Raw genomic sequence first — 16,357 nt, forward strand, 5'->3', positions numbered from 1 at the left:
CAAAGAGCCCCCGGCCCTGGCCGGGGGCTCTTCCATGTTCTGTCTCAGCGGGGCCGGTGGCCCCGCGTGGAAATCGAGATCAGTTCTTCAGGTCGATGCCGAAGAGGAGGGGGTCGTGGTCGGAGGAGCGGAAGGCGGCGGGTGAGTACAGGGAGGGCGGGTTGAACTCGGTGTTGTAGTCCATGAACCTGCCCTCGTCCGCGTTGATGTGCCAGATCGTCGCGCCGGTCACCATCTTGAGCAGCTGCTTGCCGACCAGCACGTGGTCCAGCTCGCCCGACAGGCTGTCGAAGAGGTAGCTGTAGCGGTCCTTCTTGTCGATGAACTTCTTGCTCACGCTCGCCAGCTTGCCCGCCTCCAGCGTGTGGATCGGGTCCTCCTCGCCGTAGGCGTTGAGGTCGCCGAGCACGACCGGGTTGGTCAGGTTGAGCGTGTCGATCAGACCGAGCACGGCGTTGGCCTGCCGGATCCGCTCGGCGTTGAAGCAGCTCTGGCCGTCACCCTGGTCCAGGTCCGCTCCGGTCGCGCCGTCGCAGCCCTTCGACTTGAAGTGGTTGACGATCATGGTGAACGGGATGGGGTCGCCCTTGGCCCGCTTGAACTCCTGGATCAGCGGCGGCCTGCGGAACACCGGGTCGGTCGAGGACTGCGGCGAGCCCACCGGCTTGACGACCGCGGGCTTGTAGATGACCGCGACCTGGATGGCGTCCGTGCCCGGGACCGGGGAGACGATCCCCTTGTACGTGCCCGCGCCGACCTCGGCGTTGAGGGCGTCGATCAGCGTGTTCAGCGCCGTGGTGCCGTTGTTCTCGACCTCCATGAGGCCGGCCACGTCGGGGTCGAGGCCCTTCAGGGTCGAGACCAGCTTGGCGAGCTGGCGCTGCTTCTCCTCCACGGTGTTGGCGCCGCGCGAGTTCAGCGTGGTGAACCAGTTCAGCGTGTTGAGGCTGGCCACCTTGACGTTGCCGCCCACCTTTGCGGGCTTGGACGGGCGCGGGTTCTCGGCCGTGAAGACGACCGGCTGGGTCGGCTCGAGCCGGTAGAGGTTGAAGCCGTACGTCAGGATGCCGGTCAGGCCGGTGGTGACGTCACCCACGCGCACGGTGTTGGAGCCGTTGGTGTGGTACGGCAGGACCGCGGGGTTCTGCGCGTTGGAGCCGTCGTCGAGCAGGATCCGCCGCCGCTGGTTCAGGGCGGAGTCGATGTTCGGGCGGTCGGTGGGCTGGAACAGGCGGCCGTTCGAGGAGAGCGTCATCTCGCCGAAGCGGCCGAGGTTGTACACCTCGGAGACGGTGAGCTCACCCGGGAACGTGGTCAGCATGCCCTCCAGCGGCTCCAGGCTCGCGCCCTCGGCCAGCGGCAGCTTCACCTTGGTCGGCTTGATCGTGCCGGTGCCGCAGATGTCCACGTAGGACACCGAGGTCAGCTCGGTGAGGCCGTTGAACTCGACGGCGGTACCGGTGACCAGCACCCGGTCGCCCACGGCGGCGGGCTTGGTGGTGAACACGAACACCGCGTCGGAGGTGGCGGGGTCGTTGTCCGGCGTCGGGTCCTGGATGTAGAAGCCGCCGAGCTGGCCGGTGCCCTGGAAGCCACCGGTCACGATGCCCTCGACGCGTACCTCCTGGCCGGCGAGCGGGGTGGTGTCACCGCTTCCCTGCACCTGGGCGATCTGGTGGGTGGCCGGGATCTGGCACGGCTGGCCCGTACGGGTCGGCGTCGGGGTCGGCGTGGGGGTGGGGGTCGGCGTCGCGGTCGGGGTGTCGGTGGGGGTCGCCGTGGGCGTGTCCGTCGGCCCAGGGCTGTCGGTCGGGCTCGGGGCGCACGGGGCGAGCGCGGTCGCCGAGTTGCGAGGCGCGGGCGCCCCGGTGGTGAAGTCCGCCGCGTTGGCGTCGGTGTCGACGCAGCCGTTGCCGGCGCGCAGCGCCGCGGTGGAGTTGGTCAGGGCCGGGGCTGGCGAGCCCTCGGAGAAGTTGGCGGTGCCGTATCCCACCAGGTCGGCGATGAGAGCGAGCTGCTCGGAGGTGCAGACGGTGGAGCCGCCGTTGCAGGCGAGGCCGTCGGCCGAGTGGACCAGGGCCACCTTGCCGGCCGTACCGCTCAGGTTGAGGCCGCCCGTGGTGTCGGGCGCGGGCAGCGCGCCGCTCGGGGTGGTGCCGGCGGCGAGCTGGATCAGGTGGTACTGACCCGGCGCGAGAGAGCCGGACAGGTCCACCTTGTTGGAGGAGAAGTTACCGGTGCCGGTGGCACTGGTGTACTGCAGCGACCAGCCGCTGAGGGAGACGTCCGATCCGCTGCGGTTGAACAGCTCCACGAAGTCGTTGGTGAGCGGGGCGCCGGAGTTGCCGCCCCCTCCGTATACCTGGCTGATCACTACGGTCCCCGGCTCCGCGGAGGCCGGGGACAAGGAAACGATGGCGATACCGGCGACCGAGATGCCGGTGGCCACTAGGGCGGCGAACGCCCGGGACAGTGCACGCATGGTCGGGAGCGTAAGGCCGCAAAACCCTGTGATCTCGTACTACACCTAGATAGAAGATGAAATAAGGGAAATTTGACACTTCATGTCGAGTAGCAGTCGTCAGACTTGGCGTCCTTGTATCTAGCGAAACCCCGTCGCCCTGGACACACTGTGTCAGCTTTCCATCACGCTTTAGCGACCTGTTACCCGACATTGGGTATGACTTTGACATGACGCCCCTGTTAAAGATCCTGTCGCTCGACGTCGGCTGGAAGACGTGCGACGTCTCCCCCGAGTGCGTCGGCACCGCGTGCAGGCCGTTCGGCCGCTGCATGGCGCACCTGACGCCGGCCGAGCTGGACGAGGCGCTTCGCGAGCTGGCCCCCGGCCAGGGCGTGGACCTGCGCGGCACCACCATCGACGAGGAGCTGCTCACCCGCATCCTGGACGCCACCGAGCGCCACCTCGGCAGGGCCAGATTCGACCACGCGAGCTTCACCGGACCCGCGCGGTTCGGCGAGGTCGTCTTCGCGGGCGACGCGACCTTCGACCACGCGCGGTTCGACCGGCTCGCCTCGTTCTTCGGCACGCGCTTCACCAGGAACGCGTCCTTTCGCGAGACCCGCTTCTCCCGCGAGTTCTCCATGCACGGGGCCCGCGTACGCGGGCACGGGGCCTTCGACCACGTCCGCATCGGCAGGGACGCGCTCTTCGGCGACGCCAGGTTCGGGAAGGACGCGTCCTTCCTCGGAGCGGAGTTCCACGGCTTCGCGGCGTTCGACGGGGCCATGTTCGACGGCGAGGCGATCTTCCGCGGCGCCCGCTTCCACCGCGCCGTCTCCTACCGCAAGGCGGTCTTCGCGGGCACGGCGGGGTTCGAGGGGGCCCGCTTCCACAACTCCGCCTTCCTCACCCAGGTGCACGTCGGCCGCAGATTATCCCTCTCGGGCATCCACGCCTCGGCGCCGCTGGAGCTCGACACCGACGGCTGCGCGGTCGACCTGCGGTCGGCGAGGATCGCAGGGAGGTTCACCGCCCGGCTGTCGGACGCCGACATCGACCTGCGGGAGGCCGTCCTCACCGGGCCCTCGGCCGTCACCCGGCGCGCGGGCCGGCTGCGTGTGGTGTCACTCGACCGCCTGGACGCGGGGGCGCTCACGCTGGCAGGGGCGGACCTCAGCGGTTGCCGGCTGGCCCAGCTCCGGCGGCCTGAGGCCCTGCGGCTGTCGGACTGCGTCTTCGCCGCCACGCCCCGCGGCGTGCGCTTAGGCCTGCGCTGGCCGCCCGTCCTGTGGTGGACCAACCGCCACGTGCTCGCCGACGAGCACGCCTGGCGCGGCTGGTCCACGAGGGCGGAGCAGCCCCTGGACCCCGGGCGCCTCGCGGGCCTGTACGAGCGGCTGCGGCGCGTCGTCGACGACAAGAGGACCTCGGCGGACTTCGCCTTCGGCGCCATGGAGATGCGCCGCCTGGCGAGCAGCCGCGGACGGGCCAGGCTCGCGCTGTCGGCCTACTGGCTGGCCTGCGGGTACGGCCTGCGCATGGGCCGCGCCGCCGGCTGGGTCGCGCTCGTGGCCGCCGTAGCGGCCGTGGCGGTGTTCTGGTCGGCGGGCGCCCACCCGGCCAGGCGCCCGGTCGGCCACCGCTCCCCCAGCCCGGTCCCGAGCGCGCACGTCTCCGCCATCCGCGCGGGGTGATCCCCTCGGGAGGTCGTGCGGGCGCCGTGTTCAGGGGAGGTCGGCGAGCACCGCGTCCAGGTTGCGGAACAGCTGGGACTTCCAGCCGCCGCCCATGATCCTCCGGGAGAGGCGCTGCGAGGGGTCGCGGGGGTCGAAGCCCTCGTGGTCGAGGAACAGCCGGGTGCCCCTGCCCTCCGGCTCCAGCCGCCAGGTGACGGTGGAGTCCAGGCCGCTGCCGTTCTCCCTGCCGGCGTCCGCCCAGCTGATCCTGAGCATCCTGCCCTCCTCGAACTCCAGCACCTCGCAGGCGACCACGCCGCTGAACCGCACGGCGGGCATCGGCATGGTGTGCATGGTGTAGCGGTGCCCGATCTCCAGCTTGAAGTCGTTGGGCATCAGCCATCGGGCGATCAGGTCGGGCTCGGTGAGCGCCCGCCAGACCTTCGCAGGGGGGTGGGGCAGGAACTCGTCCACGTGGACCGCCGTGAGGTCGTCCGCCGGGCCGTCCTCGGGAAACCTCGGGTTGTGGGTCATTCGTCCTCGATCTTGTTGAGAATGTCGCGCAGGCCGGTCAGTCGCTCGCGCCAGAAGCGCTCGTACGGCGTGAGCCAGTCCCTGACCTCGACGAGCGGAGCGGTCTCCAGGCTGTAGAGGCGTTCACGCCCGTTCCTGCGCTCGGTGACCAGCCCGGCCCGCTTCAGCACCTTCAGGTGCTCGGAGACGCTGGGCCTCGCCATCGCGAAGCGGTCGGCGAGCCGCCGCACCGGCTGGGCGCCCTCGTCGCGGAGGAGGCGCAGCAGCTCACGCCTGGCCGGGCTGGCCAGGGCGGCGAACACGTCGGTCATCCCGCGACCGGGCCCTCGGGCGCCGGCAGGTGGTCGATGTGGTGAATACGCATGTCAGGCATGATACGTAGGAAGCCGCCTACCTATTCGCACCGGGTACGCCCGCACGGCCTCACCCCAGGGGCAGGTCAGGGATTCCCCGGATTCCGACCCTCCCCCGCCGGACGACACAATGGGGGACTGAATGCACATCACGGGCGGGACATGAGGAGAACATGGCGAGCGCCGGCGTCATCGACGACTACGTGACCACGCTCGGCCGCAGCCTGCGCGGCCCGCGCCGGGTCAGGCGCGACCTGGTCGCCGAGGCGCGGGACGGCCTGGCCGACACCGCCGAGGCCTACCTCGCCCAGGGGATGGACCAGGACGAGGCCGAGCGGACGGCGGTCGCCGAGTTCGGGACGGTGACGGAGGTCGCGCCCGGCTACCAGGAAGAGCTCACCGCGCACCAGGGCCGCAGGACCGCCGCAGTGCTGTTCATCACGGTGCCGCTGATGACGCTCATGTGGAGCGGCATCTGGAGGATCTTCCCTGAGGACGCGTCGGCAGCCTCGGCCCTCAAGCCCGCGTGGTTCGGCCCGCTCGCGCGTTTCCTCGACCTGTTCCAGTTCGGCATGGGCATCCTCGGCGGCCTGGCCCTGGTCATCCTCGCCGGTCGGCTTCGCCGGGTCAGGCGTCCCGACCTCGTCACCAGGGCTCTGGGCATCCTGCTGTGGATCCAGGTGCCGGCGATCGTCCTGATATCCGCCGCCCTGACGGCCGGCGGCGAGTCCGGCCTGGCGGGCTTCGACGACTACTTTCCGGGCATGGTGGCCTCGGTCATCAGCTACCTGATAGCGGGCTGGCTCCTGTGCACCGCCACCCGCTGCCTGATCGTCTCCCGGGCCACCCCGCTCCCGGCGCGGGCCCGCGAGACCGGAATCCTCCACTGACGGTCAACGGGTGGTGACGTCCGGCGCGGCGTCGGAGCGGGGGGTCAGGACGCTGCCGATGGCGCTGGTGAAGGCCTGCCACGCCGATCGCTCGCCCGCCAGGGCCGTGCGGCCGGAGTTGGTGAGCCGGTAGGTGCGGCGCTTGCGGCCGCCGACCGTCGCCCACTCGCTCGTCAGGTATCCCACCCGCTCCAGCCTGCGCAGCGCGGGATAGACCGTGCCGGTCGGCACGCTGAGCGCGCCTCCGCTGCGCTCCTGCAACGCCTCGATGATCGCGTAACCGTGAAGCGGCTCGTGCTCCAGGACGGAGAGCAGGAGTGCGTCCATGTGGCCGCGGAGCGCGTCGGTGTTCACCGGTAAAGCCTATCCAGATGTCTCACGTAGACAGTCTACATGTAGGCTGCCTATAGGTAGACAGACACACCAAACGGAAGAGGAGCCATGGACGTGCTCGACCTGGCCCGGCTGCAGTTCGCGGTGACGGGAAGCCTGCACTTCCTGTTCGTCGTGCTGACGCTGGGCCTGGCCCCCCTCGTCGCGATCATGCAGACCCGCCACGTCATCAGCGGCAAGCCGGTCTTCGAGCGGATGACCCGGTTCTGGGGCCAGATCTACGTGACCAACTACGCCCTCGGCGTGTTCACCGGCCTGGTGATGGAGTTCCAGTTCGGGCTGAGCTGGAGTGGCCTGTCGGACTTCGCCGGCGCCGTGTTCGGGGCGCCTCTGGCGATCGAGACGCTGGTGGCGTTCTTCCTGGAGTCCACCTTCCTCGGGCTGTGGATCTTCGGCTGGAACCGCCTGCCCAAGAAGCTGCACCTGGCGTGCATCTGGCTGGTGACGCTGACCGCCTACGCGAGCGCGTTCTGGATCATGGTCGCCAACTCGTTCCTCCAGCACCCCGTGGGCACCGTCCAGCAGGGCGACCACCTGGTGCTGACCGACTTCGGGGCGCTGCTCACCAACCCGAGCCTCGTCATGGCGTTCCCGCACGTCATCGGCGCCGGGCTCTTCGCCGGCAGCTTCTTGATCATCGGAGGCAGCGCCTACCAGCTGTTCAGGCGGACCCCCGAGCAGGAGTTCTTCCGCAGGTCACTGCGCACCGGCGTGGTGTGGGCGTTCATCGGCACCACCTTGGCGGTCGGCTTCGGCTACGCCCAGTTCGGCTTCGTCCGCGACGTCCAGCCGGGCAAGTTCGACGGCGCGGTGCCAGGGTCGGCGCTCGCCACCATGATCACCATCGGGCAGCTCACGCAGTTCGCCGTGATGCTCGTCCTGCTGCCCCTGCTGTTCAGGAACCTCCTCGCCCGCTTCCGGTGGGTGCACCCCGTACTGATGATCATGACCCCGCTGCCGTTCATCGCGGCGATCATGGGCTGGCTCGCGCGCGAGGTCGGTCGCCAGCCGTGGCTCGTGTACGGCGAGCTCAGCGTGGGCGACGCCATGTCACCCGGTCTCACCAAGGGCATGGTCACCCTCTCGCTCGTCGCCTTCGCCGGCGTGCTCGGCCTGCTCGCCGTCGTCGACTACCTGCTGATCGCGCGGACCGTGCGGCGCGGCCCCGCCCGGGCCGACCTCGGCGCGGCCGAGCCCGCCGAGCCCAGTCCCACGCCCGCCCTGGTTCTGTGACCCCCGACAACCCCCTGAGGAGCTCCCCCCATGGAGATCATCTGGCTGGCGGTCTTCGCCGTGCTGCTGATCGGTTACTTCGCCCTGGAAGGGTTCGACATCGGCGTCGGCATGATGCTTCCCGTGCTCAGCCGGGCCGGCGAGCGCGCCGGGGAGCCGGGCACCCGCCAGGCGCACCGTGACCGCCTGGTCGCCGCGATGGCCCCGTTCCTGCTGGCCAACGAGATCTGGCTGGTCGCCGTCGCCGGGACGCTGTTCGGGGTGTTCCCCGCCCTCGAAGGCACGGTGCTCAACGGGCTCTACCCCCTCGTGGTGGCCCTGCTGGTGTGCTGGGTGCTGCGCGACGCGGGCCTGTGGTTCCGGCGACGGCTGGACGGGCGCGCCTGGCGGGCGTTCTGGGACCTGGTGCTCTGCGCCGCCTCGTGGGGCCTCGCCCTGACCTGGGGAATCGCCCTGGCCTCCATCGCGCGTGGGCTGCCGGACCAGCCGTTCGACCCGCTGGGCCTGCTGTACGGAGCCGTGGTCGCGGCCGCGTTCGCCTTCCACGGCCGGACGTTCGTCGCGTGGCGCCTGTCGGCCTCCAGCGAGGTGCGGCACACCGGACGGCGCCTGCTGCTCTCGGCCGCCGTGGCGGCCCTGCCCGTGGCGGTGCCACTGGCCGCGCTCATCCCGTCACTGCTCGACCACGTGGCGCCGTCGGCGACACTGAATGTGCTCAGTCTCATGGTCCTTCCGTTCACACCCATCGTGGTCGGGGCGCAAGTATGGGTATGGCGCACCTTCGGCCCGACCAGGTCCACCGGCGCCGCCGCCCGCATACCGTCGTTCTTCTAGGGAACCGATGCACAAGGATCTCGTACTGCTGGCGCGCACGGAGCGGACGGTCCGCCGTCACCTGCTGACGTGCGTGGTGGCGGCCGTGCTCGCGGGGCTGCTGGTCCTCGCGCAGGCCGAGCTGCTGTCCGGCGTGCTGTCGGGCGGCCTGACCGCCCTGGCGCTGCTCCCGCTGGCCGGCGTGGTGGTGGCGCGGGCGCTGCTCGGCCGGCTCAACGGGGTCGCGGGCGGCCGTACGGCCACGGCGCTGAAGTCCGTGCTGCGGGCGCGGCTGCTCTCCCGGCTGCGCGACCTCGGGCCCGCGCGGCTCACGGCGCACCGTTCGGGCGAGCTGGTCACGCTGGCGGGGCGCGGCCTGGACGCGCTGGACCCCTACATCACCGGCTACCTGCCCGCCGTCGCCGTGGCCGGCGTGGTGCCCGTCGCCGTGCTGGTCCGGCTGTTCGCGGCCGATCTCGGCACCGCGGTGATCGTCCTGCTGACGCTTCCGCTGATCCCGGTGTTCGGGGCGCTGGTCGGGTGGCAGACCAAGGCGGTCACCGAGCGGCAGTGGCGGGCCCTGTCGCGGCTCGGCGGCCACTTCCTCGACGTCGTCAGGGGCCTGCCGACGCTGCGCGCGTTCGGGCGGGCTCGCTACCAGGCGACGGTGATCCGGCAGGTGGCCGACGCCCACCGGGCGGCCACCATGCGCACCCTGCGGGTCGCGTTCCTGTCCTCGCTGGTCCTGGAGCTGGTCGCGTCGCTGTCTCTGGCGCTCGTCGCCGTGCCGGTCGGGCTGCGGCTGCTGTCGGGCTCGCTCGACCTGCGAACGGCCCTGCTGGTCCTGCTGCTCGCCCCCGAGGCGTACATCCCGCTGCGCGCGGTCGGCACGAAGTTCCACGCCGCGATGGAGGGCGTCGCCGCCGCCGACCAGGCCTTCGCCGTACTCGAGGAGCCCATCCCCGGCACCGGCGGCACCGCCGCACCGGCCCCGGGCGTGCCGGAGATCCGGCTGGAGAACGTCACGGTCCGCTACCCGGGCCGCGAGGACGCCGCGCTCGACGGCGTGTCGCTGGTCGTGCCGCCGGGCGAGCGCGTGGCGCTGGTGGGCGAGAGCGGCGCGGGCAAGAGCACCCTGCTGCACCTGCTGCTGGGCTTCGTGACCCCGTCCGAGGGCAGGGTCCTCATCGGCGGGGTCGACCTGACGACGCTCGACCTGGACGCCTGGCGCGGGAGGCTGGCGTTCGTGCCGCAGCGCCCCCACCTGTTCGCGAGCTCCGTGGCCGACAACATCCGGCTCGGCTCGCCCGCCTCCGATGAGGACGTCCGCACGGCCGCCGCCGCGGCGCGGGCCGCAGAGTTCGTGGAGGCACTTCCCGAGGGGTACGCGACGGTCGTCGGCGAGCGCGGGGCGAACCTCTCGGCGGGCCAGCGGCAGCGCGTCGCGCTGGCCAGGGCGTTCTGCCGCCCGGGCGCCGAGATGCTGCTGCTCGACGAGCCGACCGCGCGCCTGGACGGCAGGAGCGAGGCCGCGATCGTCGAGGCGACCAGGACCCTCGCCGAGGGACGCACCGCCGTCATCGTCGCGCACCGCCCCGCCATGATCGATCTGGCCGACCGGGTGGTCCGCGTCGACGCGGGGAGGATCGTCTCAGACCGGCTGGTCACCCGCGCGGGACCGGCCCCGGGCACCGAAGCGCCGGACCACGACGCATGGGCGGAGCGAGTGCGATGAACACGCGAGGGATGACCGGGAGATCGCTGACCGCCGCGGCGGCCGGCGCCGCCGCCGAGCTGGCCGCGCTCGGGCTGATCGCGGCGGCGGCCTGGCTGATCACCCGGGCCGCCGAGCAACCGCCGCTCGCCGCCCTCAGCGTGGCGATCGTCGCCGTCCGCGCCTTCGCGACCAGCCGCGGCCTGTTCCGGTACGGCGAGCGCCTCGCCGGGCACGACGTCGCGCTGCGCGCCCAGGCGACCACGCGCGAGAGGCTGTACGAGGCCCTCATCCCGACCGGGCCGCTCAGCCACCGGGGCCCCGACCTGCTGAGCCGGATGGTCGACGACACCGACGCCGTGCAGGACCTGCTGGTGCGCTGCCTGCTGCCCGCCGCGGCCGCCGCGGTCACCGCCGTCGCCGCGGTGACGCTGGGAGCCTTCCTGCTGCCCGCCGCCGCGCTCGTCCTGCTCGCGGGGCTGCTGGTGGCCGGGCTGCTGCTACCCGCGGGCACGGCCGCCGCGGCGCGGCGCTGGTCCGCCCGGCTCGCTCCCGCGCGGGCCGACCTCGCGGCGCGGGTGGCCGACCTGGTGCACGGAAGCGCCGACCTTGCCGCCTACGGGGCCGGCGAGCACGCCCTCGCGGCCTCGGCCGAGGCGGACGCGAAGCTGGCGGCGCTCGAACGGCGGCAGTCCAGGGCGAACGCCTCCGCCCTCGCGCTCGGCACGCTGGTCCAGGGCCTCACGGTGGCGGCGATCGTGCTCGTCGCCCAGCGCGCCGGGGCCGGCCAGGTGACCACCGCCGTGCTGGCCCTGACGGCGCTGGTGGCGTTCGAGCCCATCCTGCCACTGGCCGCCGCGGGCGAGCGGTTCGCCGGGGTCACCGCGGCGCTGCGCAGGCTGAGGGAGATCAGGTCCACCCCGCCCGCCGTCCCCGAGCCGGCCGCCCCCGCTCCCCCGCCGCAGGGCCCGCTGACCGTCCAGGTGGAGAGCCTCGTGGTGCGGCACGCCCCCGGCCGGGCGCCCGCGCTCGACGGCGTCTCGCTCACCCTCACCCCCGGCAGGCGCGTGGCCGTGGTGGGGCCCAGCGGAGCGGGCAAGAGCACGCTGCTGTCCGCGCTGATGCGCACCGCGGACTTCGAAGCGGGGGACATCCGGATCAACGGCGCCGGTGTCCGCGACCTGTCCCCCGACGACGTGCGGGCCGTGATCACCGGCCTGACGCAGGACCCGTACGTCTTCCGTGCCACCGTCCGCGACAACCTCAGGCTCGCGGGCCCGGAGGCCGGCGAGGAGGAGCTGGCCCTCGCCGTGCGCAGGGCCCGCCTGGACGCGTGGGTCGAGCGCACCGGCTGGGACACGACCCTGGGCGAGGACGGGCGCACGGTGTCGGGCGGCCAGCTCCAGCGGCTCGCCCTGGCCCGCGCGCTGCTCCACGACCCCGAGGTGCTGCTGCTGGACGAGCCCGCCGAGGCCCTGGACGGTGCCACGGCCGACGCGCTCATGGCCGACCTCCTCGACGCCACCCACGGCCGTACGACCCTGCTGGTCACCCACCGCCTGCACGGCCTCGAAGGCGTCGACGAGATCATCGTCCTCGAGGGCGGCCGGGTGACGCAGCGCGGCCACCACGACGAGCTCGTGGCCGTGCCCGGTTACTACCGGGACCTGTGGCGGTCGGAGGCCCTGACCGCCACCCCCGGCTGACCTCCACCCCCGGCTGACGTCCGCACCGGCTCACCTCCGTTGCGCCGGTCCTCTAGTTGGAAACGCAATCTGGTTTACATTTCAAACCTGTGTGGTTTATAGTTCAAACCAGTTTGCAGCACCGACGAGGAGACTTCCATGCGGTCCGACGACGAGGACGAGAGGGCGCTCAGCCCGGAGGAGACACTCCGGCTCATCGAGAGCCAGCGGGCCGAGACCGAGCGGCACCTCGGCGGCGACCCGCTGCTGTTCTACGGCTCGTGGGGGCTGGCCTGGCTGATCGGGTTCGGCGCGTTCTTCCTGCGCTTCGGCCTGTCCGGCCACCAGTACCTGCCCATCTCCGCGGGCCTGGCGATGACGATCCTGTTCGTCTCGCTGTCGCTGGCCCTGGTGGTCACCTCGTACGCCGGGTGGAAGCAGAGCAGCCAGGTACGGGGAGTCTCGCAGGCCCGGGGCACGATGTACGGCCTGTCGTGGTTCTTCGGGTTCTTCGCGCTCGGGCTGATCGGCGGCCACTTCGGGAAGCTCCTCCCGGAGGCGGAGGCGAGCCTGCTCTGGTCGTGCCTGTCGGTGTTCGTGGTCAGCATCCTGTTCATGGCCGGGGCCGCGGTCTGGAACGAGCCGCCGATGTTCTTCGTCGGCGTCTGGGTCGCCGCCGTCAACATGGTCGGCGTGGCGGCGGGGCCGGGGTGGCACGCGCTGCTCGTGTCGGTGCTGGTGGGCGGGGGCTTCATCGTCTTCGGCACGGTCCTGCGCTTCCGGCTGGGGAAGGCATGAGCCCCACCGGCGGGCTCCCCGAGCTCGACCCGGTGATCCACGCCCAGGCGCGCCTGCGGGTCGTCACCGCGCTGTCGACACTGCCCGAGGGCGACCGGCTCGGCTTCCCCGCGCTCAAGGACATCCTCGGCATGACGGCGGGCAACCTGTCGGTCCACCTCAGCAAGCTGGAGACCGCCGGATACGTCGAGATCAGCAAGACCCACCGGGGCCGCACCCCGGTGACCTACGTGGCGCTCACCCGGCGGGGGCGGCTGGCCTTCGACGACTACACGACCGCACTGCGGGCCCTGCTCGACAGCGCGGGCTCAGGACCCGCCGCCTCCCCGTCGGGCGGCCATACGAACGATCCCCCACCGAAGTCCGGTACGAGACCGGAAGAAACAAGGCAGATCCCATGACCGAGACACTCGTCCAAGCCATCGAGGTCACCCGCCGGTACGGCGACGTGGTGGCCCTGGACACCACCTCCCTGGACATCCGCGCCGGGGAGCTGATCGGCCTGCTGGGCCCGAACGGCGCGGGCAAGTCCACCCTGGTCAACCTGCTCTGCGGCCTGCGGCGGCCCACCTCCGGCTCGATCAGCCTGTTCGGAGGGTCCCCCGGCGACCCGGCCAACCGGCGCTCGCTGGGCATGACCCCGCAGGAGACCGGGCTGCCCCCCACGCTGCGGGTGCGCGAGTGCGTCGACTTCGTCGCCGCCCACTTCCCCTCGCCGGTGGACCGGGACGAGCTGCTCGGCCGGTTCGGGCTCTCGGACCTGCGCGACCGGCAGATCGGCGGCCTGTCGGGCGGGCAGAAGAGGCGGATCGCGGTCGCCCTGGCGTTCGCCGGCGACCCGAAGCTCGTGCTGCTCGACGAGCCGACGACCGGCCTGGACGTCGAGGCCCGCCGCGCCCTGTGGGACTGCGTCCGCGACTTCCACGCGCGCGGCGGCACGGTGCTGCTGACCAGCCACTACCTGGAGGAGATCGAGGCGCTCGCCGAACGCGTGGTCGTGCTCGGCGGGGGCCGCGTGCTCGCGGACGACACCATGGAGTCGGTGCGCGGCATGGTCGGGGTCCGCCGCGTCACGCTGACCGCCGGACACCTGCCGGAGCTGCCGGGGGTGGTCGGCGTCGAGACCGACGGGGAGCGCACTCACCTGCTCACCACGGACGCGGACCGGCTGGTCCGCGAGCTGGTCAGGGCCGACGTCCCGTTCTCGGGCCTGGAGGTCCGGCCGACCACCCTGGAAGAGGCGTTCATCGCCATCACCGGGGAGGACCTCAGGCCCACGGCGGCGGTCTGAGGTCCTCCCTTCCCCCACCACCACGGATCCGGCCGAGGGCACGTCGCGCGTGCCCGCCGGGTCGCGTTCCCCCAGCCCACGACGAAGCCCGCAGGAGCGCCGATGTCCCTCGTTCTCACGCACGTGAAGTTCCAGTTCCTGGAGACGATCCGCATCCCCGTCGCGGTGGTCGGCAACGCCTTCTTCCCCGCCGCCGCGATGCTGTTCTTCGTGGTCCCGTTCGCCGGTGACGACCCGGTGGCCGCGACGTTCGCGACCGGCTCGATGGCGACCTTCGCGGTGATGTCGAGCTGCCTGTTCACCTACGGCGTCGGCGTCTCGGAGGACCGGGCGCAACCCTGGGACCCCTACCTCCGCACGCTGCCCGCGGGACCCTGGCCGAGGTTCGCCGGCCGGATGCTCACGGGCCTGGCGTTCATGGGCATGGCCCTGGTGCCGGTCGTCCTGATCGCGGCGCTGCTGACCGAGGCGACCGTCAGCCCCCTCGGCCTGCTGCTCGGCCTCGGCGCGCTGGTCGTGGCCGCGCTCCCGTTCACCTTCCTCGGCCTGCTCATCGGGTACGCCCTGCCCTCGAAGGCCGCGCTCGCCGTCGCGCAGATCTTGTTCTTCCCGCTCGCGTTCGGCGGTGGGCTGCTGACCGCTCCCGGGCAGGCTCCGGGCTTCATCGAGGCGATCGCGCCGTTCCTGCCCACCCGCGGCTCGGTCGAGCTGGTCTGGGCGGCCACGGGCGGCTTCACGCCGCGGGTGACCTCGCTGGTCAGCCTGGCCGTGTGGACGGCCGTGGCCGGCGTGCTCGCCGCCTGGGCCTACCGCAGGGACGAGGGCCGCAGGTTCTCCTGAACGCCTTCCCGGGTCCCCGGCCCGCCGGGGACCCGGGCATGAATCCGCCGCCGGGCCCGCAGCGTTCCCGGCGGCGAATCCAGCTCCGATGCTCAGCTCGTGACCGTCTTCTCCGTGAGGGTGACGGTGACCGTGGAGGTCGAGCCGTTGCGGACGTACGTGAGGGCGACCTTGGTGCCCGGCTGGTAGCCGCGCACGGCGCCCACCACGGTGTCCGCCCCTGCCACGGGCTTGCCGTCGATCTTGGTGATCAGGTCGCCCGCCTTGAGCCCCGCCTGCTCGGCCGGGCTGCCGGTCTGCACCGAGCCGATGACCGCGCCCTGGGCGTCGCCGGTGGCGTCGGCGAGGTTGACCCCGAGGAAGGCGTGCGTGGCCTTGCCCGACTTGATGAGCTGGTCGGCCACCTGGTGGGCGGTGTTGATGGGGATCGCGAAGCCGACGCCGATGTTGCCGTCGCCGCCGTTGGTCGCGATGGCGCTGTTGATGCCGACCACCTGGCCGGACGCGTCGACGAGCGCGCCGCCGGAGTTGCCGGGGTTGATCGCCGCGTCGGTCTGGATCGCGCCGCCGATCGTGGTGCCCCCACTCTGCTGCTGCGGCTCCGGCTGCCCGAGGCCGCCCCGGCCCCAGCCCGGCGGCAGCTGCTGTTGCTGCTGGGACTGGTCACCGACGGTCAGCGTGCGGTCGAGCGCGCTCACGATGCCGGCGGTCACCGAGCCTTCGAGCCCGAGCGGGCTGCCGATGGCGAGGACGGCGTCGCCGACCCTGAGCTTGTCGCTGTCGCCGAGCGTCGCCTTGGTCAGCCCGGAGACGTTCTCCGCCCGCACGACCGCGAGGTCGGTGGCGGGGTCGGTGCCGACGATGGTCGCCGTCGCGCTCTTGCCGTCGCTGAACTTCACCTGGACCTTGGCGTCCTGCCCGACGCCGGCGACCACGTGGTTGTTGGTGAGGATCAGGCCGTCCGCCGACAGCACCACGCCGGAGCCCTCGGCCTGACCGGCCTGGCTGCTCACCGTGATGGAGACCACCGACGGCTGTACGGCCCTGGCCACGTCGGCCACCGTGGTCACGCTGGCGTCGGACGCGGGCCTGACGATCGGGCTGGAGATCACGGTCTGGTTCCCGACGGCCGCGGTCGCGACGAAGGCCCCCGCGACCCCGCCTCCCACGGCCACGGCCGCGAGGGCGAGCCCGGCGACGGCCTTGCGGCCGGTCGTCCACCACGGGGCCGCCGTGCCGGCGGCCTGGGAGGGCAAGATCTCGGTGTCTCCGGCGAACCTCTCAGGGCCACCCCAGCGGGGCTGGTAGGCGCCTGCCTCCGGCGGGGTCTGACCGAACTGGGTCCATCCACGCGAACCCGGCGCCTCGGCCGGAGTGGTGTCACTGGTCTGCTCACGCGGGTCTTCGGTGCTCATCTCTTCCCCCAGGGTCATCCGCACTCGCCGCCATTTGGCGGCGGCCGGCTTAGGACCGGTAAATCAATGATGACAAACGGGCGATAAGAACTGCCTAAGCCCTAACTGGACGTCAGCTGAACGTCCGGCAGGCGGCGGGCCCCGCCCTCGGCGCGCGCTCCCGGGGGCCGCCGGAGACCTGCCCGGCATGACAGGAGGCCGCCCCTAGCACTGAATACCTAAAGTACGAATAAAGCGGAGATTCTCGGAATTCTCGGA

The 16,357-nt window shown here is 71.9% G+C and carries 15 protein-coding genes; 10 read left to right on the forward strand and 5 right to left on the reverse strand.

Annotated features, from left to right (window positions below):
* Window positions 1-79 precede the first annotated feature (79 nt).
* A complete protein-coding gene (locus tag OG589_RS19050; RefSeq protein WP_405150832.1) occupies window positions 80-2,482 on the reverse strand; it encodes an ExeM/NucH family extracellular endonuclease in 2,403 nt (800 codons plus the stop codon).
* A 209-nt stretch (window positions 2,483-2,691) separates the two neighbouring features.
* On the opposite strand from OG589_RS19050, the gene OG589_RS19055 reads away from it, so the two are divergent.
* Window positions 2,692-4,158 (forward strand): pentapeptide repeat-containing protein, encoded by a 1,467-nt coding sequence (locus tag OG589_RS19055; RefSeq protein ID WP_405150834.1) that lies wholly within the window; start codon window positions 2,692-2,694, stop codon window positions 4,156-4,158.
* Window positions 4,159-4,188: 30 nt separating this feature from the next.
* Here OG589_RS19055 and OG589_RS19060 read toward each other — a convergent pair whose 3' ends face one another.
* Both OG589_RS19060 and OG589_RS19065 read right to left on the reverse strand, forming a co-directional pair.
* Entirely contained in the window at window positions 4,189-4,674 is a 486-nt protein-coding gene (locus tag OG589_RS19060; protein WP_405150835.1) for an SRPBCC domain-containing protein, read from the reverse strand.
* Window positions 4,671-4,985, reverse strand: a complete 315-nt coding sequence (locus OG589_RS19065) for an ArsR/SmtB family transcription factor (protein WP_405150837.1) — start codon at window positions 4,983-4,985, stop codon at window positions 4,671-4,673. Before OG589_RS19065 ends, OG589_RS19060 begins: the two co-directional genes overlap by 4 nt.
* A gap of 215 nt (window positions 4,986-5,200) precedes the next feature.
* Between OG589_RS19065 and OG589_RS19070 the strand changes: the two genes are divergently transcribed.
* On the forward strand, window positions 5,201-5,917 hold the full coding sequence (locus OG589_RS19070; RefSeq protein ID WP_405150839.1) for a permease prefix domain 1-containing protein: 717 nt from the start codon (window positions 5,201-5,203) through the stop codon (window positions 5,915-5,917).
* A gap of 3 nt (window positions 5,918-5,920) precedes the next feature.
* Here OG589_RS19070 and OG589_RS19075 read toward each other — a convergent pair whose 3' ends face one another.
* Window positions 5,921-6,271, reverse strand: coding sequence for a PadR family transcriptional regulator (locus OG589_RS19075; protein WP_405150841.1), 351 nt, complete (start codon window positions 6,269-6,271; stop codon window positions 5,921-5,923).
* An 87-nt stretch (window positions 6,272-6,358) separates the two neighbouring features.
* Here OG589_RS19075 and OG589_RS19080 point away from each other — a divergent pair, with 87 nt between their 5' ends.
* The 8 genes from OG589_RS19080 to OG589_RS19115 all read left to right on the forward strand — a co-directional run bounded on the left by OG589_RS19080 (window position 6,359) and on the right by OG589_RS19115 (window position 14,684).
* Entirely contained in the window at window positions 6,359-7,543 is a 1,185-nt protein-coding gene (locus OG589_RS19080; protein ID WP_405150843.1) for a cytochrome ubiquinol oxidase subunit I, read from the forward strand.
* A gap of 30 nt (window positions 7,544-7,573) precedes the next feature.
* Window positions 7,574-8,377 (forward strand): cytochrome d ubiquinol oxidase subunit II, encoded by an 804-nt coding sequence (locus tag OG589_RS19085; RefSeq protein WP_405150845.1) that lies wholly within the window; start codon window positions 7,574-7,576, stop codon window positions 8,375-8,377.
* 7 nt (window positions 8,378-8,384) lie between these two features.
* Window positions 8,385-10,091 (forward strand): thiol reductant ABC exporter subunit CydD, encoded by a 1,707-nt coding sequence (gene cydD, locus OG589_RS19090; protein ID WP_405150847.1) that lies wholly within the window; start codon window positions 8,385-8,387, stop codon window positions 10,089-10,091.
* Window positions 10,088-11,776, forward strand: coding sequence for a thiol reductant ABC exporter subunit CydC (cydC, locus tag OG589_RS19095; RefSeq protein ID WP_405150850.1), 1,689 nt, complete (start codon window positions 10,088-10,090; stop codon window positions 11,774-11,776). Before cydD ends, cydC begins: the two co-directional genes overlap by 4 nt.
* 138 nt (window positions 11,777-11,914) lie before the next feature.
* Window positions 11,915-12,553, forward strand: coding sequence for a hypothetical protein (locus OG589_RS19100; RefSeq protein ID WP_405150852.1), 639 nt, complete (start codon window positions 11,915-11,917; stop codon window positions 12,551-12,553).
* The gene (locus tag OG589_RS19105) at window positions 12,550-12,954 is read left to right on the forward strand and encodes a winged helix-turn-helix domain-containing protein (RefSeq protein WP_405150854.1); all 405 of its coding nucleotides are present in this window, start codon (window positions 12,550-12,552) and stop codon (window positions 12,952-12,954) included. The genes OG589_RS19100 and OG589_RS19105 overlap by 4 nt, the downstream gene beginning before the upstream one ends.
* Window positions 12,951-13,844: an ABC transporter ATP-binding protein gene (locus OG589_RS19110; protein ID WP_405150856.1), complete on the forward strand. Its 894-nt coding sequence runs from the start codon at window positions 12,951-12,953 to the stop codon at window positions 13,842-13,844. The genes OG589_RS19105 and OG589_RS19110 overlap by 4 nt, the downstream gene beginning before the upstream one ends.
* 102 nt (window positions 13,845-13,946) lie before the next feature.
* Window positions 13,947-14,684: an ABC transporter permease gene (locus OG589_RS19115; protein WP_405150858.1), complete on the forward strand. Its 738-nt coding sequence runs from the start codon at window positions 13,947-13,949 to the stop codon at window positions 14,682-14,684.
* A gap of 92 nt (window positions 14,685-14,776) precedes the next feature.
* On the opposite strand, the gene OG589_RS19120 is transcribed toward OG589_RS19115, so the two are convergent.
* Window positions 14,777-16,099, reverse strand: coding sequence for a S1C family serine protease (locus tag OG589_RS19120; RefSeq protein WP_405150860.1), 1,323 nt, complete (start codon window positions 16,097-16,099; stop codon window positions 14,777-14,779).
* Window positions 16,100-16,357 lie beyond the last annotated feature (258 nt).

Source organism: Sphaerisporangium sp. NBC_01403, assembly GCF_045040145.1.
Taxonomy (GTDB): domain Bacteria; phylum Actinomycetota; class Actinomycetes; order Streptosporangiales; family Streptosporangiaceae; genus Sphaerisporangium; species Sphaerisporangium viridialbum.